At 68.9% G+C, this 21,733-nt stretch carries 21 protein-coding genes; 9 read left to right on the top strand and 12 right to left on the bottom strand.

Translation table 11 applies throughout. The annotated features are described in order from the left end of the window. The first annotated feature begins 24 nt into the window (after positions 1 to 24). From G361_RS0113605 to G361_RS0113585, 5 genes are all read left to right on the top strand, one after another. The gene (locus G361_RS0113605) at positions 25 to 1,737 is read left to right on the top strand and encodes a thiamine pyrophosphate-dependent enzyme (RefSeq protein ID WP_019927635.1); all 1,713 of its coding nucleotides are present in this window, start codon (positions 25 to 27) and stop codon (positions 1,735 to 1,737) included. Positions 1,738 to 1,761: 24 nt separating this feature from the next. After that, the gene (locus tag G361_RS0113600) at positions 1,762 to 2,817 is read left to right on the top strand and encodes an Ldh family oxidoreductase (RefSeq protein ID WP_196814473.1); all 1,056 of its coding nucleotides are present in this window, start codon (positions 1,762 to 1,764) and stop codon (positions 2,815 to 2,817) included. Positions 2,818 to 2,854: 37 nt separating this feature from the next. Beyond that, complete coding sequence (locus G361_RS0113595; RefSeq protein ID WP_019927633.1) at positions 2,855 to 3,112, top strand: ribbon-helix-helix protein, CopG family; 258 nt, start codon at positions 2,855 to 2,857, stop codon at positions 3,110 to 3,112. Then, positions 3,109 to 3,543: a PIN domain-containing protein gene (locus tag G361_RS0113590; protein ID WP_019927632.1), complete on the top strand. Its 435-nt coding sequence runs from the start codon at positions 3,109 to 3,111 to the stop codon at positions 3,541 to 3,543. Before G361_RS0113595 ends, G361_RS0113590 begins: the two co-directional genes overlap by 4 nt. Before the next feature lie 151 nt (positions 3,544 to 3,694). Next, on the top strand, positions 3,695 to 5,383 hold the full coding sequence (locus G361_RS0113585) for an MFS transporter (RefSeq protein ID WP_019927631.1): 1,689 nt from the start codon (positions 3,695 to 3,697) through the stop codon (positions 5,381 to 5,383). 56 nt (positions 5,384 to 5,439) lie between these two features. Here G361_RS0113585 and G361_RS0113580 read toward each other — a convergent pair whose 3' ends face one another. The 10 genes from G361_RS0113580 to G361_RS43560 form a co-directional block, all read right to left on the bottom strand. Continuing rightward, complete coding sequence (locus G361_RS0113580; RefSeq protein WP_036495047.1) at positions 5,440 to 6,444, bottom strand: LacI family DNA-binding transcriptional regulator; 1,005 nt, start codon at positions 6,442 to 6,444, stop codon at positions 5,440 to 5,442. 111 nt (positions 6,445 to 6,555) lie between these two features. Then, complete coding sequence (locus G361_RS0113575; protein WP_019927629.1) at positions 6,556 to 7,302, bottom strand: SDR family NAD(P)-dependent oxidoreductase; 747 nt, start codon at positions 7,300 to 7,302, stop codon at positions 6,556 to 6,558. Further along, positions 7,299 to 8,135, bottom strand: a complete 837-nt coding sequence (locus tag G361_RS0113570) for a TauD/TfdA family dioxygenase (RefSeq protein WP_019927628.1) — start codon at positions 8,133 to 8,135, stop codon at positions 7,299 to 7,301. The genes G361_RS0113575 and G361_RS0113570 overlap by 4 nt, the downstream gene beginning before the upstream one ends. 7 nt (positions 8,136 to 8,142) lie before the next feature. After that, positions 8,143 to 8,478 carry a hypothetical protein gene (locus tag G361_RS0113565; RefSeq protein ID WP_019927627.1) on the bottom strand — a complete coding sequence of 112 codons (336 nt, stop codon included), beginning with the start codon at positions 8,476 to 8,478 and terminating at the stop codon, positions 8,143 to 8,145. A gap of 9 nt (positions 8,479 to 8,487) precedes the next feature. After that, positions 8,488 to 9,777: an aromatic ring-hydroxylating dioxygenase subunit alpha gene (locus tag G361_RS0113560; protein WP_019927626.1), complete on the bottom strand. Its 1,290-nt coding sequence runs from the start codon at positions 9,775 to 9,777 to the stop codon at positions 8,488 to 8,490. A gap of 46 nt (positions 9,778 to 9,823) precedes the next feature. Further along, the gene (locus G361_RS0113555) at positions 9,824 to 11,014 is read right to left on the bottom strand and encodes a CaiB/BaiF CoA-transferase family protein (RefSeq protein ID WP_019927625.1); all 1,191 of its coding nucleotides are present in this window, start codon (positions 11,012 to 11,014) and stop codon (positions 9,824 to 9,826) included. A 30-nt stretch (positions 11,015 to 11,044) separates the two neighbouring features. Next, positions 11,045 to 11,926, bottom strand: coding sequence for an enoyl-CoA hydratase/isomerase family protein (locus tag G361_RS0113550; RefSeq protein WP_019927624.1), 882 nt, complete (start codon positions 11,924 to 11,926; stop codon positions 11,045 to 11,047). Between the two features lie 45 nt (positions 11,927 to 11,971). Beyond that, positions 11,972 to 12,934, bottom strand: a complete 963-nt coding sequence (locus tag G361_RS0113545; RefSeq protein ID WP_019927623.1) for a TIGR03621 family F420-dependent LLM class oxidoreductase — start codon at positions 12,932 to 12,934, stop codon at positions 11,972 to 11,974. Between the two features lie 34 nt (positions 12,935 to 12,968). Beyond that, on the bottom strand, positions 12,969 to 13,766 hold the full coding sequence (locus G361_RS0113540; RefSeq protein WP_019927622.1) for an SDR family NAD(P)-dependent oxidoreductase: 798 nt from the start codon (positions 13,764 to 13,766) through the stop codon (positions 12,969 to 12,971). After that, on the bottom strand, positions 13,763 to 14,656 hold the full coding sequence (locus G361_RS43560; protein ID WP_019927621.1) for a CoA ester lyase: 894 nt from the start codon (positions 14,654 to 14,656) through the stop codon (positions 13,763 to 13,765). The genes G361_RS0113540 and G361_RS43560 overlap by 4 nt, the downstream gene beginning before the upstream one ends. Positions 14,657 to 15,126: 470 nt before the next feature. On the opposite strand from G361_RS43560, the gene G361_RS0113530 reads away from it, so the two are divergent. Beyond that, positions 15,127 to 15,786 (top strand): TetR/AcrR family transcriptional regulator, encoded by a 660-nt coding sequence (locus tag G361_RS0113530; RefSeq protein WP_019927620.1) that lies wholly within the window; start codon positions 15,127 to 15,129, stop codon positions 15,784 to 15,786. After that, complete coding sequence (locus G361_RS0113525) at positions 15,711 to 16,295, top strand: hypothetical protein (protein WP_019927619.1); 585 nt, start codon at positions 15,711 to 15,713, stop codon at positions 16,293 to 16,295. The genes G361_RS0113530 and G361_RS0113525 overlap by 76 nt, the downstream gene beginning before the upstream one ends. Positions 16,296 to 16,332: 37 nt before the next feature. Here G361_RS0113525 and G361_RS0113520 read toward each other — a convergent pair whose 3' ends face one another. Both G361_RS0113520 and G361_RS46945 read right to left on the bottom strand, forming a co-directional pair. Continuing rightward, on the bottom strand, positions 16,333 to 17,196 hold the full coding sequence (locus tag G361_RS0113520; RefSeq protein WP_019927618.1) for an alpha/beta fold hydrolase: 864 nt from the start codon (positions 17,194 to 17,196) through the stop codon (positions 16,333 to 16,335). Next, positions 17,196 to 17,501, bottom strand: a complete 306-nt coding sequence (locus G361_RS46945; protein WP_019927617.1) for a DUF4286 family protein — start codon at positions 17,499 to 17,501, stop codon at positions 17,196 to 17,198. Before G361_RS46945 ends, G361_RS0113520 begins: the two co-directional genes overlap by 1 nt. Before the next feature lie 199 nt (positions 17,502 to 17,700). Here G361_RS46945 and G361_RS0113510 point away from each other — a divergent pair, with 199 nt between their 5' ends. Together G361_RS0113510 and G361_RS46940 are read left to right on the top strand one after the other, a co-directional pair. After that, positions 17,701 to 18,918, top strand: a complete 1,218-nt coding sequence (locus G361_RS0113510; RefSeq protein WP_019927616.1) for a multidrug effflux MFS transporter — start codon at positions 17,701 to 17,703, stop codon at positions 18,916 to 18,918. A gap of 186 nt (positions 18,919 to 19,104) precedes the next feature. Continuing rightward, entirely contained in the window at positions 19,105 to 21,693 is a 2,589-nt protein-coding gene (locus tag G361_RS46940) for a DUF4236 domain-containing protein (protein WP_019927615.1), read from the top strand. Positions 21,694 to 21,733: the final 40 nt, after the last annotated feature.

The following is a 21,733-nucleotide window of genomic DNA, read 5'->3' as shown; positions in this document are numbered from 1 at the left end:
GCGACTACCGGAACAGGACCCGATGTGACCAGCGACAACTACACCCCCGACGGCGGCGACGCCGTCGTCGGGGCCTTCGACGCGATCGGTTCGGACTACCTCTTCTGCGCCTCCGGTTCGGAGTGGGCGCCGGTGTGGGAGTCGCTGGCGCGGCGGCACCGCGACGGCCGGCCGGCGCCGCGCTACCTGGACCTGCTGCACGAGACCGTGGCCGTGGGCATGGCGACCGGCTACGGCCTGGTGACCCGCCGGGCCCAGGGCGTACTGCTGCACGCGGGACCGGGCCTGCTGCAAGGGTCGATGGCGGTGCACGGCGCGCTGCTGGCCGGGGTGCCGATGGTGGTGGCCTCCGCGGAGTCGATCACCTACGGCGACGGCCCCGGCCCCGATCCGGGTGGCCAGTGGTACCGGAACCTGTCCTTCGTCGGCGGTATGCAGAGCATCGCGGCGCCGTTCACCAAGTGGGCCAACCAGGTCGGCTCGGTATCGATCCTGCCGGCGATGATCACCCGCGCCGCGGAACTGGCGCAGCGGGCCCCGGCCGGCCCGGTCTACCTCGACATCCCGGTCGAGGTGCTGCTCGATGCGTGGACCGGTCCGGAGCCGAAACCGTTGGTGGCCAAGGGCTCTCATATCAGCGTCACCGACGAGATGCAGCGCGTGCTGGATCTGCTGGCCCACGCCGAGAATCCGGTGATCGTCACCGAGACCACCGGCCGGGAACCCGGCGGCCTGGCGGCGCTGGTGGAATTCGCCGAGGCACTGCGGATTCCGGTGGTGGAGCCGAATTCGGCGGTGTGCGCGAACTTCCCGCGCACCCACGAACTGCACGCCGGTGGCGATATCGGCCCGTTCCTGGACACCGCGGATCTGATCCTGCTGGTGAACTGCCGGGCCCCGTTCTATCCGCCGAGCCGCCGTCCGGCGAAGGCGACGATCGTTGTGCTGGACGAGGTTCCGCAGCGGCCGCACATCGTCTACCAGGTGCTGTTCGCCGACCTCTATCTGGAGGGCGGCGTCGCCGCCACGCTGCGCGCGCTGGCCGCGCTGGCCCGTGAGCAGGGCATGTCCACCGCGGCGGACGAAAGCCCGCGGCGAGCAACACAATTGGTGCGGCATGCCGACGAGGTGCAGGCGATCGAACAGGCCGAGGCCCGCGCCGGGTCGGCCGCCGCGATCGATCCGGTACTGGTGGCCGCGACCCTGCGCCGGCTGCTCGCCGACGAGGATCCGATCGTGGTGGACGAGACCATCACCCACAGCCGGGTCGTGCAACGGCATCTGCGCCGCGAGACGCCCGACTCGTACTTCTACGTCCAGGGCGGGCTCGGGCAGGGCATCGCCGTGGCGCTCGGCGTGAAACTGGCCGCCCCCGCACGCACGGTGGTCTTCACCGTCGGCGACGGCGCCTACCTGTACAACCCGATCGTGCAGTCGCTGCACGCGTCGAAGGCCCACGACCTGCCGGTGCTGATCGTGGTGTTCAACAACCGGAAATACCTGTCCATGCAGATGAACCATCTGCGCTTCTATCCCGACGGCGCGGCCGTGCACACGGGGGAGTGGCTGGGCGTGGACCTGTCCACCCAGCCGGATCCGGCCCGGTTCGCCGAGCCGTTCGACTTCCACACCGAAACCGTCACCACCGCGAGCGATCTCGAAGCCGCCCTGGACCGGGCGCTGAAATCCGTGCGCGGCGGCACCACCGCCGTCGTCGACGTCGCCGTTTCCCGCTGACCTCTCACCCGGAGTGTGATATCCGTGCCACCGCCCAAAGTCGTCGTTCCGGCCCCGGAACTGACCGCCTTCTTCGCCGAATTGTTCACCCGCACAGGCACTTCCGCCGAGCATGCCGCCACCGTCGCCGAGGTGCTGGCCTGGGCGAGCCTGCGCGGCGTCGACTCCCACGGCGCCTCCCGGGTGCCGCGCTACCTGGAATTGCTGGATTCCGGTGCGGCGAACAAGAATCCAGACCTGCGCGTCCTGTCCACCGCGGCCGCCGTCGCCGTGGTCGACGCCGACCGCGCACCCGGCCCGGTGGCGCTGACCGCCGCCGCCGACGAGGCGATCGCCCGCGCCAGGACCAACGGCATCGCCGCGGTCGGCGTGCGCCGCACCGTGCACACCGGCGCCATCGGCTACTACACCTCCCGCATCGCCGACGCCGGCCTGATCGGCCTCGGTTTCGTCGCGGGCATGCCGAATATGGGCTACACCGGCGTCAAGGGCGCCGCGGTCGCCACCAGCCCGCTGGCGATCGCCGTCCCCGCCGCCACCCACGACACCCCGCTGCTGGACATGGCCACCGCCGGGATCGCGCTCGGCAGGATCGCCCAATTCCGCAACGCCGGAAAGCAATTGCCGGAGGGCACCGCCGCCACCGCCGACGGCACCCCCACCACCGACCCCACCCTGGCGAAGATGCCGCTCCCACTCGGCGGCGCCAAGGGCGCGGGCATGTCCCTGCTGTTCGAACTGCTGACCAGCGTCCTGGTCGGCGCGCCGATCCTCTCGTCCTTCCACAGCGACGATCCGGAAGGTCGCGTCCACCGCCAGAACGCCCTCATCATCGCCCTGAACCCGGCCGCCTTCGGTGACCCGGAACAGTTCACCGCCGCCGTCGACACCACCCTCGAGACCCTGAAGTCCCTGCCCCGCGCCGACGAACAGACCGACATCCGCTATCCGGGCGAATCCTCCTCGGCCACAGCACAACAGCGCGCCGCCACCGGAATCCCGGTCGCCGCCACGGTCTGGGCCGAACTCGAAACCGCCGCCGAGAAACTCGGCGTAGCGGTCCCCGCTGCGGTGGGCTGAGAAATCGCCCGAGTGGTGGTTGGGGTACCATAACCATATGGTTCTGAAGAAGACCACGGTCATGGTCGACGAAGAGGATCTTGCCCTGGTGAAGCAGGCCGCCGCCCGGGAGGGACGGCCGGAATCCGAGTACCTGCGGGAAGCTTTTCACCTGATCGCACTGCGCACTCGGCGCTGGTCCGAGGAGTGGGACATCCCGTTGGTCGATTTCGGTCGGCCGATATCGGCCGAGGAGATCCATCGGACCGCCGCCGACGTTGTTTCGGAGCGGCATACGCGCCCTGCGGGCGAATGATCGTCATCGGCGACACATCGGGATTGGTCGCGGCATTCAATCCGAGCGATCCCGAACATGCCACGGCGCGTGTGGCGTTGGATCGAGCGGCGCTCACTGTGGTGTCACCGTTGGTCCTGCTGGAGATCGAACACATCGTCACGCGGAATGTCGGTCGGCAGGCCGCATATCGCGTCAATGACTGGTTGTTGCGCTCGGAGGCCAACGGGCGCATCGAACTACCCATGGTTGCGGCGGGAATCCTTCGCCGCGGCCGGTCGATTCAGGAGCGCTACGCCGCGTTGTCACTCGATCTGACCGATGCCACCAACGTGGTACTCGCGGAGGTCTACGAAACCGATTCCGTTTTGACGTTGGACCGCAGGGACTTTCGTGCGATCACTCCGTTGACGGAACATGTGGCCTTCCGATTGCTGCCCGACGACCTTTGACAGCAGAGCGAGGCCGACCGGACCCGTGTCCCGCGCGGCGACGTGAGTCATGTCTCGGATCTCGGCCGAGGGGAATCGGCCACGGATCGATGGTGTTGCGCGGGAAGAGGCGCCGGGTTCGGCGCGGTGAGGTTTGCGGAGGTTGAGCGGGTTGGTCAGCGCGGCGGCGGAACGGGTGTCGGATCGGGTGGCACGGGAACATACCCTGTCGACGTGGGCGCCGTTCTCGTCGCCGGTGTACCGGGCCCTGTGGATCGCGCAGCTGGTGTCGAATCTCGGGACCTGGATGCAGACGGTCGGCGCTCAGTGGTTGCTGGTCGACAAGCCGCACGCGGCCGTCCTGGTGTCGCTGGTACAGGCCGCGACCACGTTGCCGGTGATGTTGCTGGTGGTGCCGTCGGGGGTGCTGGCGGATCTGCTGGATCGGCGGCGGCTGCTGCTGGTCGCGCAGACCGCGATGGCGGCACTCGCGGTGGTGCTGACCGTCGTCACCGCCGTCGGGCACACCACGCCGACGGTCCTGCTGTCGCTGTTGTTCCTGCTCGGGTGCGGGCAGGCGCTGGTGTCGCCGTCGTGGCAGGCGATCCAGCCGGAGTTGGTGCCGCGCACGCAGATTCCCGCGGCCGCGTCACTGAGCAGTATGAACATCAACAGCGCGCGAGCGATCGGGCCGGCGCTGGCGGGAGTGCTGGTGTCGCTGGCCGGGCCGACCGTGGTGTTCGGGCTCAACGCCGTGTCCTTCGCCGGGATCGTCGCGGTGCTGTTCCGGTGGCGGCAGCCGGTCGTCGACCGGGATCTGCCGCCGGAACGGTGGTTGCCGGCGCTGCGGGCCGGACTGCGGTTCATCCGATCCTCGCCCTCGATCCGGCGGGTGCTGCTGCGCTCGATCCTGTTCATCTTCCCGGCCAGTGCGGTGTGGTCGCTGCTGGCGGTGGTCGCCCACGACCGGCTCGGGCTCGGATCGGACGGATACGGCGTACTGCTGAGTGCGCTCGGCGCCGGTGCGGTACTCGGCGCGACCCAGATCGGCCGGTTGCGGCGAGCGCTGAGCACCACCGGGCTGCTGGCCCTGTCCGGTGTGCTGTTCGGTATCGGCGCGCTGGCCGCCGCCGTGGTCCCGTATCCGCCGCTGGTGTGGCCGGGGCTGCTGTTCGCGGGCCTGGCCTGGATGGTTTCGATGTCCACGATGAACTCGTCGATGCAGTTGCTGCTGCCGGGCTGGGTGCGCGCCCGCGGGCTGTCGATGTTCCAACTCGTGTTGATGGGCGGTCAGGCGGTCGGTGCGCTGGTGTGGGGCGTGATCGCCGGTGTGTTCGGCATCGTGCCGACTCTGCTGGTCAGCGCCGCGATGCTGGGCCTGTGCGCGCTGAGCACCCGCTGGCTACCGGTCCGGGTGACCTCGCTGGACACCCGGCACGCCGAATTCTGGCCGGAACCGGCGATGGTGGTGGAGCCGGAGCCCCGCGACGGTCCCGTGCTGGTGCTGCGCACCTACGGGGTGCCCGCCGATCAGCTGGCCGACTTCACCGCCGCGATGGCCCGCGTCGGCCGTTCGCGGCAGCGCACCGGCGCCTCGCGCTGGCAGTTGTACCGCGACATCGGCGCCACCGATCGCTACATCGAGGCGTTCGTGGTGCGCTCCTGGGAGGAGCACATGCATCAGCACCATGTGCGGCTGACCGCACAGGACGAGGCCGCGGAGAAGCGGGTCGAGCAGTACACCGTCGGGGAGACCCGCACCATGCACCTCGTCGCCGAACCGGTCGACGACGTCCGCCCGCCGCGGCGCGGACCGGCGGTCTTCCGTGCCCGGCACGCACGATCGGGAACCCGGGGCTGATTCCCGGAGCGGGAGTGGACATTTCGGGCACATTGCGCCGGAATCGTTGCGCGACCTCAGAATTCGTCGGGGCAGCCGCAGGAGCCGCGCCGGGTCAGTTCGGCGGCCAGCCGCACCACGCCGGGATGGGTGGTGCGGCTGGCGATCTGCTCCAGCAGGAGGTCGACGGCGAGTTCGCCCATCCGCCGGGTGGGCTGCACCATGGTGGTGAGCCCCGGGCGGGTGTAGCGGGCGTATTCGATACCGTCGAAGGCCACCACCGCCAGATCGTCGGGCACCCGCAGCCCCGCGTCGTGCGCGGCCCGCAACATGCCCATGGCCTGCAGGTCGCTGGTGACGAAGACCGCGGTGGGGCTCGGGGTGGCGGCGGTCAGCCCGGCCAGCGCGTGATAGCCCGCGGCCCCGCCGAAATCGGCACGGAGCAGCGGGCCCTCCGGTAATCCGGCCTCCGCCAGGGCATTTCGATAACCCTGGACCCGGTCCTCGGCGGTGGACACGTGCGGGCCACTGAGACAGGCGATCACGCGGTGACCGTGTTCGATCAAGTGCGCCACCGCATCTCGCGCACCGGTGACCGAATCACACATCACGTGTGCGCATCTCGTCGGGTCGATGATGCGGTCGACCGCGACCAGCGCCATGTCCGACTCCTCGCAGGCGTCGGCGACACCGGTCTCCCACGACGACGAGATCGCCAGCAGCCCTTCGACTCTGCGGTCGATGAAGGTGCGCACGTAGGCGCGTTCGCGTTCCTCGTCGCCGGCGGCGTTGCCGACGAACAGGGGATAACCGCGGGCGAAGGCGGCCGCCTCGATCACCGCCGACAGTTCGGCGAAGAACGGGTTCGCGCCGTCGGGGATGACCATGCCCAGCGCGTGCCCGCGGTTCATCCGCAGGCTGCGCGCGGACACGTTCGGCCGGTAGCCCAATTCGGCGATGGCCGCCTCGATACGGGCGCGGGTCGCGGGGGCGACCTGGCGCGGACCGCCGTTGATCACGTAGCTCACCAATGCGGGCGACGTACCGGCCAGCCGTGCGACGTCGGCTCGTGTGATTGCCATCGTGATCTTCCCTTCGTGGATGCCACCCATCCAAGCATCCGATCGCCGCCGTGGCTGGTGAGGTCGATCACACGCGAAAGATTGCCTGGGACTCCACGTTTCGAATACAGATCAGGTGTTGCGACCCCCGTTCACGCCGAGCACCTGACCGGTGATGTACCCGGCCTCCTCGGTGCAGAGGAAGGAACAGGCCGCCGCGATGTCCTCGGGCCGGCCCGCCCGCCGCACCGGGGTGCGGTCCGCGTGCTGGTCGACGGTGCCGCCGAGCAGGCCGTGTTCCTCCGAGTTGCGCAGCATCGGGGTGTCCACGAATCCGGGCGGGATCGTGTTGACCGTGATGCCGGCCGGACCCAGTTCCAGCGCAAGGGATTTCGTGAGACCGATCAGACCGGCCTTGGACGCCACGTAGTGCGTCATGAATTGCTGGCCGGACTGCGCGCTGGAGGATGAGATGTTCACCACACGGCCCCAGCCGGCCGCCACCATATCCGGTACGACGGCCTGGGTCAGGTAGAACGGCCCGCTCAGGTTGATCGCGAGGATGCGGTCCCACTCGTGGTCGGAGATGTTGAGAAACCTTTTGAATCCGGTGATTCCGGCGTTGTTGACCAGAACCGTCGCCGGTCCGGCGGTGTCGCGCACGCGCTGCACCGCCGCGTTCACCTGTTCCCGGTCCGAGACGTCCACGCCGCCGAGAGCCGCTGCGTGGTGGCCCTTTTCGGCGATCTCGGCGGTGACCTGTTCGGCCGCTTCGGCATTCAGGTCCAGCACCGTGACGAGCATGCCGTCCTCGGCCAGCCGGTGCGCGACGGCGCGGCCGATCCCGGACCCGGCGCCGGTGACGATCGCGGATGTCATGCCACCGCCTCCTCACCGGCCAGCGAGGTGCGGTGCATCAGTCGCGCCGAATGCTCACCGTACGGGCGGGCGCGGTGCAGCATGCCGGTGTTGTCCCAGATCACCAGATCGCCCACCCGCCAGCTGTGCCGGAGCACGAAGCGGGGCTGGGTCGCCCAGTCCAGCAGCCGATCCAGCAGCGCGCGGCCCTCCTCGCGGGAGCGGCCGACCACCTCGGCGGCGGTGGAGCCCAGCACCATCGAGCGGCGGCCGGAGCGACGGGTCCACACCAGCGGATGTTCCCGGGACGGGTTGCGATCCCAGGCGGCCCGCTCCTTCGGCGACGGATCCGGGTACACGAGCAGTTGCGAGGCGGCGAAGCTGTGCACCACCCGCAACTCCTCGAGTTCGGCCCGCTCCGCCGCCGGCAGCGATTCGTAGGCGGCGTAGGTGTTGGCGAATTCGGTGTCGCCGGTGTCGTCGTCGGCGATCTGCCGCGCGGTCAGCAGGGTCGCCTTGTCGGGCACCGCGGCGGTGGTTCCGTCGATGTGCCAGAAGAAGGTGCCCTCCCGGTATGCCGCCAATTTGCTCTTGGACGCGTCCCGAGTGACCTTCTGGATCTGCGGATGCGCCGGGTCACCGCCCATCGGCAGCGGCACCACCTCACCCAGCAATCTGCTGAAGGCGACGAGTTCGTCGTCGTCGAGATGGGCCTCCCGATAGATCACCACGCCACGGCGTTCCAGCGCGTCCCGGCATTCGGCGGCCACGTCCGGATCGACCAGCCGGCCCCCGGACAGGCCGTTGATCTCCACCCCGGTCGTGGGGGTCAATTCGGTGACGGTGTATCCCATATCCGCCTCACACCGCGGGTTCGGAGACGGTGTCGAAGAACGAGGCGCCGGAATCGGGGATCCGCGGCTGTTTGAACACGTTCACCGGATAGGAGACCATCACCAGCGAATACAGCAGTTGCAGCAGCCGGGTCTCGGCCTCGGGCAACTCGTTCAGATCGAATCCGTTGAGGTATTCGATGGCCGCCTCGGCGTGCGGGGCGATGGCGTCGTAGAACGCGTCGAGTTCCTCGATCGTGGTCGCGAGCCGGGTGTCGTACCGTTCCTGCCGGGTGGCCTTGGCCCACTCGCCGACATAGGGTTCGAGGTCGCGGAATGCTTCGGGGAGAAGCGCGGTCGTCATCGGGTGCTCCTATTTCTTGCCGAGGGCCTGGTGGGCGGCCACCGTGTCCCGGATGACCTTGTGGAAGTTGCGGATCATCAATTCCTGATCCGACAGGTGGAACTGCCGGTTGGCGCGGGTGGCCAGCGCGGAATGGGTCGCCTCGACGGTGTTCGAATCCTGCATCGCGAATTCGATGGTGGTCTGCGCGGTCATCTCCTGCGCGAGGCGTTCGGCGGCGTTGCGCGGCGGCACGAAGAAGATGTCGAGCTCGTAGCTGTGCGAGTCGACCGCCTCGGGCCAGTACTGGTAGGTGATGTAGTAGTTGCGGGCCCAGATCTGCACCGAGAAGTTCGGGAACAACCAGTAGGCGTCGTTGCCCCAGGACTTGATCCGGCCGGGGTTCAGCACATCCGGCAGCGCGCCGAGATCGGGGATGTCGTCGGGTCCGAACAGACCGGCGCGCAGCAGTTTGTAGATCCAGCGCTGATCGCGTTTGGCCGGGCCGAGTTCGCCGGCGCCGCGCGGCGGCAGCGGCGGCGGGCCGGGCACCGAATTCAGCATGTGCGAGGTGAACAGGTCGTAGTAGTAGGAATCCGGCGGCGGCACCAGCTTCTCCGCCTTCGACACGTCCGGATTGATGAACCGGCCGTGCACGTACGGCGGGTGGTACCACTCCAGAATGGTGTCGATCGACAGTTTCCAGTTGCCCTTGACCCGGGTCTTGTAGGCGTAGCGCTCGGTCATCTGCTCGAACGGGTAGCTCTCCACCCCGACGAATTTCTCACCGAGGAAGGTGCGCAGCGGCTGCGCGTGCGGATCGAAATTCACGAAGATGAATCCGGCCCAGGTGTCGCAGTGCAACGCGGGCATACCGAGCGCGCCCTTGTCGAGGTCGAAGAACTGATCCTCGTTGGTGACGTGCGCGACCTTACCGTCGAGCCCGTAGCGCCAGCCGTGGTATTTGCAGGTGAACACCCGGCAGGAGCCCGCGGATTCCTCGGCCGGATGTTCCTGCCACACCACCTTGTTACCGCGGTGCGCGCACACGTTGTGCAGCGCCTTCACGGTGCCGTCGGCCTGGCGCACGATCACGATCGAGCCCAGGCCCGACAGCTCGCGGGTGAAATAGCTGCCGGTGCGCGGGAGCTGTTCCATCCGGCCGACCTTGAGCCAGGACCGTTTGAACACCGCCTCCCGCTCGGCGAGGAAGAACTCCTCGGACACGGCATCGTCGTAATCGACGGGGCCGGTGCCCAGCTGGGGATATTCGGTGGTGAACTTGCCACGCCCGGTGGCAAGCTTTTCCTGAATCGCCATGACACAACCTTTCTTTCGTCGTATTCGAATCGGATCGGACGCCGGGTCAGATGACGCCCGCGTCGCGAAGGCCGGTGATCTCGGCCGGGTCGCGGTGCAGCAGTTCCGCGAGTACCGCATCGGTGTCGGCGCCGAGCGCCGGTCCCAGCCAGCGGATCTCGCCCGGGGTGCCGGACAGTTTCGGCAGGACGCCGGGCACGGTCAGCGGGCCGATCCGGGACTCGGCACTGGTGAGGGTGCCGCGATGGGCGAACTGCGGATCGTCGAAGATGTCGGCGATCGAATTCAGCGGTCCCGCAGGCACTTCGGCGGCCCGGCAGCGGGCCAGCACCTCGTCCCGGGGCAACGCCGCCACCCACGCGCGCACCAGCTCGTTCACCTCGTCCCGGGCCGCGAGCCGGGAAGCCTTGGGCCCGAACCGGTCCGGGTCCGCCAGCGCGGGCTCGTCCATGGCCCGCGCCAGCCGCGCGAACATCTCGTCGTTGGAGCAGGCGATCGCGATCCAGCGGTCGTCGGCGGTGCGATAGTGACTGTGCGGCACCACGTTCACGGTGTCCGCACCCATCCGCTCCCGCACGAAGCCGAACTGCTGATAGGCCGGCGCGATCTCGTCGAGCACCCGGAAGATCGGCTCGTACAAGGCCATGTCGACGCACTGGCCGAGCCCGGTGGCCTCCCGGGCGCGCAGCGCCAGCAGCACCCCGACCACCCCGTAGAGACCCGCGAGGTAGTCGCCGAGCGAGGTGGAGCCGGGCGTCACCGGCGTACCGCCGGGTTCGCCCGCCAGCAGCGACAATCCGGCGTAGGCGTGCGCCACCCGGGCGAAGCCGGGCTGATCGGCCAGCGGCCCGGTCTGCCCGTAGGCGGACATGCGCAACAGGATCGTGCGCGGGTTGATCGCCCGGATCTCCGGGAAACTCAGCCCCCAGCGTTCCAGTACGCCGGGGCGGAAGTTCTCGATCACCACATCCGCCTCGGCGACCAACTCCCGCAACAGTTCCCGGCCGCGCGGATCGGCGAGGTTCAGCGTCACCGAGCGCTTGTTGCGGGCCTCCGACAGCCACACCAGAGTGTCGCCGCAGTCGGTCTCGGTGCCGAACCGGCGCAGATGGTCACCGCTGCCGGGACGTTCGATCTTGACGACGTCCGCCCCGAATTCGCCCAGCACCGTCGCGCAGAACGGCCCGGCGATATAGGTGCCCAGGTCCAGGACCCGGACCCCGTCGAGCGCATGCATGTCACAAGCCTTCCGGCACAGTAGATTTCGTCAGCCCTGCGGTTCGGGATCGCCCTCGCCGCGCCACGGCTTGTCGTTCCACGCGCGGTCCAGCGGCTCCATCCGGCCACCGGCCGGGAAGAAGGCGCGCTGGGCGTAGGTCTCGAGCCCGATACCCGCGCTCATCTGGTCGAGGAAGGCGCGCTTGAGTTCGTGGGTGAACAGCTGGCGGGTGTAGCGCAGCGTCAGCGGCGGCCGCTTCACCAGGTCCCGGGCCAGTTCCCAGGCCCGGTCCAGCAGTTGGTCCTTCGGATGTACCTCGGCGACCGCACCCCAGTCCAGCGCCTCCCGGGCCGACAGCTTCTTCCCGGTCAGCAGCAGGTAGCGGCCGCGGTTGTGGCCGACCAGGAAGTTCCAGATCACGTGCTGGCCGTCGCCGGGCACCTGACCGCGCGGGAAATGCGAAACATCCTGGAACCAGGCATCTTCGGAGGCCAGCACGATATCGCCCATCAGCGGGACCTCGGAGTGGATGTTGCAGGGCCCGTTCACCGCGCTGATCATCGGCACGTCCACGTTCAGCACGTTGAACATGAGATTGCGGTTGTACCAGGCCTTCTCGTCGAGCTTCCACAGTCCGCGCTCGCCGGGCATGGCCTGGTAGATCGGCGGATCGATCGGCGAGCCGTCGGGCATGAAACCCCAGTCGGCGTTGTAGTTCGCGCCGGTGCCGGTGTGGATCAGTACCTTGATCTCGCGGTCGCCCGCGACATCGGCGAAGGCGTCGGCCATATCGTCGTGCGACTTCCAGTCCCACACCAGGGAACCGCCGTCGGTGTGGCACTGCATGAGCAGGATGCCGTCCGCGTCGAGTTCGAAGCGGTAGTTCGCGTAGCGATCCTTGTACTCGCTGTAGCGGGTCCTCTTGACCATATCGGTCCTTCCGAGTCGATTTCTCCGATGACCGTCGGGCTGCGGCTATTTGCCGGTGAGCAGCTCGACGATCGGTGCGAAGGCCGTGAATTCGGTCTGTTGCACCGTGATGTAGTTGGCGCCGAACACTTCTCGCCGTTCCAGGAGCCGGTCGGCGACCTCCTCGACGGTGCCGGCGAGTACGTTCGGGTGTTCCGCGAGGCCCTCGGCGGGCGTCTGCAACATGGTCGCGATGCCGGACAGGGCCGCGGTGGGATCGGTGGTGATCGCGGTGAAGAACGGTGAGCTCTCGATGTCGATCTCGCCGAAGCGATCCCCGGCCGCGTCGCGGACGAAGCCCAGCCGCCGGATCGCCTCCTGCCGCGGGGTGCGGCCCGCCGCGTCGACCGCGTCGAAGGGCACGTTGCTGATGCTGGCGATATCGGCCACGCGTCCGGCCAGCGACAGCACCCGGCGCCGGCTGCCGCCGATCATGATCGGCGGATGCGGCCGCTGCACCGGCAGCGGCAGTCCGGCATAACCCTGGGCGGTCACATGCTCGCCGGCGAGGTCCAGCTGTTCCCCGGAGCAGTGCGCCTTGAACAGCTCGACCACCTCCTCCAGCTTCGAGATCCGTTGTGCCCCCGACGCGAACGGGATGCCCATGGCCCGGTACTCCGGTGCGCTCCAGCCGCCGCCGATACCGAATTCCAGGCGGCCGTCGGAGAGCCGGTCGAGGGTGGTGGCCTCCTTCATCAGCACGCCCGGCACGTGGTAGTCGGCGCAGAACACCCGGCAGCCGACCCGCAGCGTCGTGGTCACCGCGGCGGCCACGGCCATCGCGGCGATGGGCGCCAGATGCTGGGGTGGCCAGCGCGCCTCCTTGGCGGCCGGCCCCTTGCCCAGGTAGTGATCGGCGAGGAACAGCGTCGAGTAGCCGAGTTCCTCGATCCGCCTTGCGGTGTCGCGCCATTCGGTGCCCGTGGTGGCACGCGTCGCCTGGACGGCGAAGCGGAAGGGTCTGGTCATGACGGTTGCCTTCGTTCGCGATTCGGATGCGGCATCAGCGGGCGACGTAGCCGCCGTCGACCGGGATCGCGGCCCCGGTGATGAACGACGACTCGTCGCTGGCGAGAAACAGTGCGGCGGCGGCCAATTCGCCGGGCAGGCCCCACCGGTTCAGCGGCTGCGGCGGGACCATATCGGTGGGCGGGACGCTGTCGTCGCCCGCGCCGGCCAGCCCGGTCCACGTCATGCCGGGGCAGATCGCGTTCACCCGGATGCCCTGCTTCGCGTAGTCCAGCGCCGCGGATTTGGTGAGTTGGACGACACCACCTTTCGCGGCGGCGTAGTGCGCGAGGTTCTTCCAGCCGACCAGCGCCGAGGCGGAGGCGGTGTTGATCACCGAGCCGCCGCCGGAGGCCAGCATCGCCGGGATGCCGTATTTCATGCCGAGGAAGGCGCCCTTGAGGTTCACGGCCACGACCGTGTCGAACGCGTCCTCGTCGATCTCCGCCAGCGGCCCGCGCTGCCCGCTCATCCCCGCGTTGTTGAACAGCACGTCCAACCGGCCGTAGGTGCCGACCGCGAGGTCGATCATCGCGCGGACGTCGGCGGCATTCGCCACATCGACGTGCACGCCGACCGCGGCGGGACCGGGTGTATCGGCCGCGGTGCCGTCGGAATCCGTTGCGGCGGCGCAGATCTCGGCGGCCGCCTTCTCCTCGCGGCCGCTGATGTCCGCGCAGACCACCCGCGCGCCCTCGCGCGCGAACAACAGCGCGGCCGACCGCCCGATCCCGGATCCGGCGCCGGTGATCACCGCGACCCGTCCGGCCAACCGGCCCGCCCGCGCGCTCATCGCACACCTCCGTCGGTGATCAGTTCGGCCTTGCGCAGCACGTTCTCGGCGAGGCGCAGATGTCCGGCGTCGACCAACTGCCCGTCCTGCCCGAGCGCGCCGACGCCGCCGATCTGCGCGGCGCGATAGCCGTCGACCAGCGACCGCGCGTGCGCGATCTCCTCGGCGGTCGGGGTGAACACCTCGTTGGCGATCGGCACCTGGACCGGGTGGATCGCCCACTTCCCGTCGAAGCCGAACAGCGCGGCATGCCCGGCGTCGGCGCGGTAACCGTCGACGTCGCCGTAGTCCGGATACGGCGAGTCGATCGCGTCGATCCCGGCGGCGCGGCCCGCGGCCAGCACCTGCATCCGCGCGAAATGCCAGAAATCGCCCGGATACGCGCCGGCCGACGGCCGGAAATTGCCGCCGACCCGCGCGTGCAGCGCGGCCGACAGATCGCCGACGCCGAAGATGATCGCCTCCAGCCGGGGTGAGGCCTTCGCGATCTCGGCCGCCGCGAGCAGGCCGTCGGCCTCCTCGATGAGCACCTCCAGGCCGATCGGCCGGGTCAGGCCGAGCTTGGCCTCGAGCTGGGTGAGCATGACGTCGACCCACCAGACGTCCCGGGCGCTTCTGGCCTTCGGCACGATGATCACGTCGAGCGCTTCCCTCGCGCCGGTGACCACCTCGACGAGATCGTCGTGGCACCAGGGCGTGTCGAGGCCGTTGATGCGCACCGCGCGGGTGGTGCGGCCCCAATCCAATTCGGTGAAGGCGCGGACCGCGATGGCGCGCGCGGCCTCCTTCATCGACGGCGCGCAGGCGTCCTCCAGATCCAGGAACACCAGATCCGCGTCCGATCGTGCGGCCGCGGCGCACATCGACTCGTTGCTCGCCGGGGTGGCCAATTCGGATCGCCGGGCCCGGGGCGGTCGCCGTCCTGCATCGACGGTTGCTATGCGATCGCTTAATCCCGCGGGTTCGCCCGCGGGCCGGGGACGCTCGACTGCGGTCATCGGACCGGTCCTCCATCTGAGCTGAATTATGTTGCCGGACAACGATTCATAGCTGCCGGTGCAATACCCGCGACCGATCCGGACCGCGGGGTGGCGGTGCGGGGGCCGACGGCCGTTTACTATGCAAGTGTTTAACACCGGCCGAGCTGGGTTGTCAAGGATCACACCGGCCGTCCGGCGGCTATCGGAACCCTGAACAGCCTGTACACGGGCGGTCCGTGCGGGTGGGGCGGGTGCGGTGGCGGGCTCCGGGCCGGGCGGCGGGGAAGCAACTGCTAATCGATCGCCTAATGATAGATTCGTTGGATGACGAGCACCGGGGACAGCGGCGCCGCGACGGCCGGGCACGGCGAGGGGGTCCGATGAGCACACCGCGCAAGCGCCGCCGCGAGGGCGATACCGAGACACGTGACCAGCTGATCGCGGCCACCGCGGACATCATGCTGGAGGAGGGCTACGCGGCCGCCACCTCGCGCCGGGTGGCGGCGAAGGCCGGCGTCAACCCGGCCCTGGTCTACTACTACTTCCCGACCATGGACGACCTGTTCCTGGCCGTGTTCCGCCGCGGCGCGGAGGCGAATCTGGAGCGTCAGCGCAAGGCGCTGGCCTCCGGCAACCCGATGCGCGCGCTGTGGGAGGTGGCCACCGATCCGCACGGCACCGCGATGCTGATGGAATTCATGGCGCTGTCCAACCACCGCAAGGACATCCGCGCCGAATTCGCCACGTACGCACAGCGATACCGGGAGAGTCAGATCGCCGCGCTCACCGTGATCATGCGCGGCCACGGCGTCGATCTCGACGCGCTGCCGCCGACACTGCTGTCGGTGATGATCTCGAGCCTCGGCGCCACCCTGGTGAACGAGGCCACCCTGGGTATCGATCTGGGGCATCGGGAACTGGTGGAATTCGCCGAGGATTTCGTGCGGGCCTTCGAGGGCACCCCGTGGGCGCGGGCGGTCGGCCTGCCGGCCGGGGCGCGCGCGATCGGCGCCGAATCGGATCCGGCCGCCGCGGGCTGACGGGCCGGGTATCGGCCGGCAATTGTTTCGCCGCTAGAATCGCGGACATGCGTACTGCGGTGATTCGAATCAAGGTGGACCCGGCCCGGGAACTCACGCCGGAACTGCTGTCGGAGCGCACCGACACCTTTGCCGCGCAGGCGCCGCAGCACGGTATGGAGGTCTTCGAGCGCCCGAACGATCCGCGCCGGGAAATGCAGATCCTGATGCGCGGCGACGACGGCCCCGCATTGCGGTCGGCGGTCGCGAAATTGTGCGCCGAAACCTTCCTGACCAGCCCGGAGTCGGGTCCGGTCACCTATATCAGCCGCGGCACCGACGACGACGTCCGCGGCGTCCTGGCCGGTTTCGGAATTTCCGGTGACATTTCCCGGGCGGATTCCGGCGACGGTTTCGACGTGGTCACCGTGCGTATCTCCGCGCGCGATCTGGCGCGTATTCCGGAAAGCCGTATCCACACCGCGCTGGAGGCCTCGCTGAATTGCGAGGTGAATATCGTCGAGGTGTGAACCGGCCGGACTTTCCGAGTCCGGCCGGTTCCGTGATTCAGCTGCGCGCGAGGAATTCCAGGATCGGCGGCGCCGCCTGAACCCAGGTGTCGAAACCGCCCACGTCCTCGCCGCGGGCCCGCGCCTCGGTGGCCCGCTCCCAGGCGTCCTCGGGCCACGGCGGATCGATCACCTCGGATCCGGCGATCAGGCAGTGCACCTCGAGCGAAGTGCGCTTGGGGTGGTCGTAGTCGTCCTTGCCGCCGCGGATGATCAGCGTCGGGACCCGGATGTCGGCGAAGCGGTCGTCCGGCACACCCGGAATGGTCTGGCCGGGCTTGGGTACGTAGGCCTCCAGCCAGCGCAGCATCAGCCGGTTGAACTCGGTGCGGTCCTGGTTCAGGATCCGGTCGCGGTTCTTCGGATTCGCCTCGATGAGCGTCTTCCACTCGGGCAGTTCGGTGACCGCCGCCAGGCCCGAGGATCGCACCGCGAGCAGTGTCGGCACGACATAGTAGGAGCCCAGCACGAATTGGCCCTGCACACCGCCGACGATGTTCCACAGCACCAGTTTCCGGACCAGGTCCGGATGTTCGATCGTGGTCACGATCGAATCGCGCGCGCCGCCGGACCCGCCGGCCAGGATCACCGGCCCGGTGTCCAGCGTCCGCAGCAGTTCGCCCAGAACCGCTGCGCGCATGTGGGATTCGGTCGGCCCGAAGAACTGGACATCAGAGACGCCGCAATTGGGCCGGTCCCACAACAGGACCCGGTAGCCACCGGCGACGAGGCCCTCGGCCAGCGGCCGCACCCCGCGAAAGTCCTTGCTGAATCGGCCACCCGGGGTCAGGACGATGAGATCGCCACTGTCCCCGAGAATTTCGTATTCGATATTTCCCCCGAGAATCTCGACCGAGGGCATCAGGCGGGCTCCCCGACGATCATCCGGACGGTGGTCTTGTCGATACTGTCCGGCAGCGCGCCGAACTCACCGTTGCGGGTGCGCACGCCGATCTCCTTGATCAGGCTGTCGATGTCGCCGTCGACCTCGTAGGTGGTGAGGTACTCCGGGCGCGTCTCCTCGGCGCCGACCGGGCGCAGCCGGATCCGAGTGGCCGCGGTGACTGCCGGGATCTTCAGCATGTCGGGGATGTGCACCCCGGTGTACCACTCGTTGAACTCGTCCTCTTTACCCGCGAGCGGTGAGGCGAAGACAAGGAACTGCATGGGGTTCTCCCTCCAGCAACGTCGCCGAATAGGGCATATGCCCTGTTCGAATACGCTACTTGCCGGTCATGAGAATCTCAATACGCATATAAGCGAACGGCAATCTCGCAGGTGACGGGGGACACAGCGGTCCGGCGCGATTCCGCCGCCGTCCGGGCCCCGCTGTTGAATGAGGTGCGGATCAGAAGGAGGTGGCCACATGGTGAGACCCGGCCGGCCGGCGGTGTCCGGATCGCTGTTGGTGGTGCTCGCGCTGTTGTCGGCGCTGGCGCCGTTCTCGATCGATATGTATCTGCCGGCCTTCACCCGGCTGGCGGCGGACCTGCACACCAGCGCGGCGAGCGTCCAGCTCACCCTGACCACCTTCCTGATCGGCCTGGCCCTGGGCCAGCTGGTGATCGGCCCGTTGTCGGATCGCCTCGGCCGCCGCCGCCCGCTGCTGATCGGCAGCGCGCTCGCCCTGCTGGCGACGCTGGCCTGCGCGCTCGCCCCGAATATCTGGGTCCTGGTCGCGGCCCGTTTCGTCCAGGGTTGCACCGGCGCCGCGGGCATCGTGATCAGCCGTGCCGTCGCCGCCGACCGGACCGCCGGCGCCGCCGCGGCCCGCATCTTCACCCTGTTCGCGAGCCTCAGCGGCTTCGCCCCCGTGGTGGCGCCCCTGCTCGGCGGCGCGCTGGCCCCGCACGGCTGGCGCCCGGAGTTCTGGGTGCTCGGCGCGATCTACGCGGTGATGTTCGCGGGTTCGATCCTGGTGGTACCGGAATCCCTCGCCCCGGAACGCCGCCACACCGGCGGTTTCACCAGCACCACCCGCGCGATCGGCGGCCTGCTCACCGACCGCGGCTACCTCGGCTACACCCTCACCTTCGCCCTGGGTTTCGCCGCCCTGATGGCCTACATCTCCGCGTCCCCGTTCGTGATCCAGAACGTCCTGGGCCTGTCGACCACCGAATACACGGTGGTCTTCGCCACCAACGCCCTCGGCATGGTCGCCGTCGGCGCGGTGGCCTCCCGCCTCACCACCCGCATCCGCCCGGAAACCCTCCTGACCGTGGGCCAAGCCACGATGCTCCTCTTCGGCATCGTCGTCCTGATCCTGCTGCTCGCCCACGCCCCCGCCGCCGCGGTCCTCCCTGCCCTGTTCGTCCAGGTCGCGGTCTTCCCGCTGATAGCCGGCAACGCCACCGCCCTGGCGGTGGCCCGCGCCCCGCACGCCAAGGGCACCGCCAGCGCCCTGATGGGCGCCCTCCAATTCACCCTCGGCGCCCTGGTCTCCCCCCTGGTCGGCCTCGGCGGCCCCGCCACCGGACTCCCCATGACCATCACGGTCGTCACCGCCGCCCTCCTCGCCCTCACCACCCGCCTCCTCACCCTCCACACCACCCCCCACCCCGAACCGGCCCCCGCCCCCGCCTGAGCACCGGGCCGCCATGACGGCGGTCCGGTGATCGCCGATCGAATTACGCCGTTCGGCCCGCACTCGATCCGCCGGGACCCTAAGATCTGACGGTCGCGTGCTTCAGGGGTGAGCCGACGCGAACGTGGTTGCCGGGCAATGACATCGGCCGTCGCAGCAGTGTGATCGTGGCGCAGGAGGGGTGATTTGGGTTTCTATGTCCGAAAGAGCCTGAAGGCGGGGCCGTTTCGGTTCAACCTGAGCAAGTCCGGTATCGGCGTGAGCGCCGGCGTGCCCGGCTTCCGGGTCGGGAGCGGACCGCGCGGCAACTACGTCCACATGGGCCGTGGCGGCGTGTACTACCGGGCAACTCCGGGCGGCCGTCGCCGGTCCGCGGCCGCGCCGCCCCGGGGCCGGCCGATTTCACCGCAGCCCGCGTGGTTGCCCGGATTCTCACCCAGCGCCATCGTGATGGCGGATGTCACCGGCAGCACTGCCCTCGAGATGGCCCCCTCCGGCAGCGGAACCGTGGTCGACCAACTCGAGGCCGCCGCGGCTCGTACGGCGTGGGGATGGTGGGCGGTCGCGGCGTCGTTCGTGCTCGGCCTGTTCGCGGGTATGCCTCTCGGAGCGATCGTCTGGCTGGTGCTCGCGCCGTTGTGTGGCTGGCTGATCCTGAACGACAAGGCCCGCAGGACGGTCGTGCTCTTCTACGACATCGGCGACGAGCATTATGCGTGGTTCGACGCATTGGTGGCCAACTGGGCCTGGTTCACCGGATCCCACCGGATCTGGCGCGTATTGCAGTCCGGAGCGGTGGCGACCACCTACCAGTACAAGGCGAATTCCGGTGCCGCACATGTGTTGCGGCGCGTAGTCGCATCCGCATCGATGTCGGGGCCGAAGCAACTGACGACCAATATCGCCGTCCCCTCGCTCACCGCGGACAGTGCGGCGCTGTACTTCCTGCCGGACCGCGTTCTGGTGCGTGAGGGAAAGCGCTTCAGTGATGTCTCGTACGCCGATCTGGGTCTGCAGCCCGGCCGGACGCGGTTCATCGAGAACACGAGCCCGCCCGGCGATGCGGCGCAGGTCGACCACACCTGGCAATACGTCAATGTTCGTGGCGGACCGGATCGACGCTACAAGAACAATCGGCTGTTGCCCGTCATGCTCTACGGCACAGTGGATCTCACCAGCGCACAGGGATTGCGCTGGCACCTCCAGGTGTCGCGCGCGGACGCTGCGGCGCCGATCTGCCAGGTCCTGGCGTCGGCTCCCACCCGCAGTCGACCGGTCACATCGCCGCCACCACCGCTCGTACCGGTGCGCGGTCCACTTGCGGCCACTGCTGCGCGAGCCGAAAAATTCGCTCCTGCAAGAGGATTCGACCGAGCACAGCTCACGCGAACGGTGACCTCGTATCCGGTGACGGGTGTGACATTCACCGCCGTCGACCTCGAGACGACGGGCCTGGATCCCGAAACCGATCGCATCGTGGAAATCGGCCTGGTCAAATTCACCGCCGACGGCACGGTGGTGGACGAGTTCGCGACCCTGGTGAACAATCCCGGTTCGCCGTCGGCCGCTCGTGATGTGCACGGGATCGAGGACAGTGATCTGGCCGGGGCGCCGAGCACCGGTGAGGTGCTGTCCGAGGCGTTCGCCTTCCTGACCGGAACGGTGGTCGTCGCCCACAACCTCGACTTCGACGAGGGCTTTCTCGCCGCTGCCGCGCGCCGCGCCGGAATCCCGCTACCGGATGCGGCGGGGATCTGCACCCTCCAGACCGCCCGCCGGCAACTCGACGGGCGTGCGTTCAGTCTGGTCGCGATGTACAAGACGGCGACCGGCGGCTGGTTGGACCGGCAGCACACCGCTCTGGAGGATGCCCGCGCGGTCCGTGCGGTGGTCCTGTGGCTGCTCCGGAACGCACCCGGACCGCTGCATCTCACGCGACCGCTGCCCGCCGCTTCCGCGGCGCCCGTGTTCCGGCAGTGCTCGATCAGTTGCCGGCCCGTTCCGCTGCGGGGTACCTCGATCGCCGGACTGCTGGATTCCTTTCCGCAATCGCCGGCACCGCGGACGGGTGATCCGGCCGCGATCGAGAAGTACCGGGCGGCCCTGTCCGATGCCGTCGAGGACGGTCGGCTCACCCACGACGAAGCACGCGTTCTCACCGATCGGGCGCGGTTGACCGGGCTGACCGGCATCCAGTTGCGTTCGCTGAACCGCGAAGCATGGGAAGCGGCCTTTCCCGAAGACCGAGGCGCCGACCGGTCGACGCTGACACCCGCTCGCCGGCGCGAGATGTACCTGCTGGCCGAGGCGCTCGGGCTGCCCGAACTCGCCGAGCGGATCAACGAGGTGATCCGCGCGTGCGCCGAACCCGCACCGGCACCGCAGGCGCGTTACCTGCGAAGTCTCCGGATCGCGATCGTCGGACAGCATGCCGAGGTGCTCGATCTGCGGCGGCGGGCCGAATCGTACGGTGCGAGACTCGCCGTCAACATCACCGAGACCGTGCAGTGGATGGTGACGGCCACCCCGGAGGCGGCCGATTCCCGGCACAATACGGCGCGCAAGCTGAACATTCCGATCATCGGCCCCGCCGAGGGCGAGGTACGCCTGGGCGAGGCGATCCGGGAGGCGGAAGCCAGAGCGGCCGAACGGCAGCGCGAGGTCGATGCGAACATCGCCCGGCGCAGACAGCGCGACGCCGAGAGCGACGCGTACTGGCGACCGGTGTGGCGGCCGAGCGAACTGACCCTCGACCCGGGACCCCAGCGCGGCTGAGGTGCGCCGACGCACCCCGCGACCGCGCGGCCGCACACAG

The sequence above is a fragment of the Nocardia sp. BMG111209 genome, from assembly GCF_000381925.1.
Classification (GTDB): Bacteria; Actinomycetota; Actinomycetes; order Mycobacteriales; family Mycobacteriaceae; genus Nocardia.
This window is presented reverse-complemented; position numbering and strand designations above follow the sequence as displayed.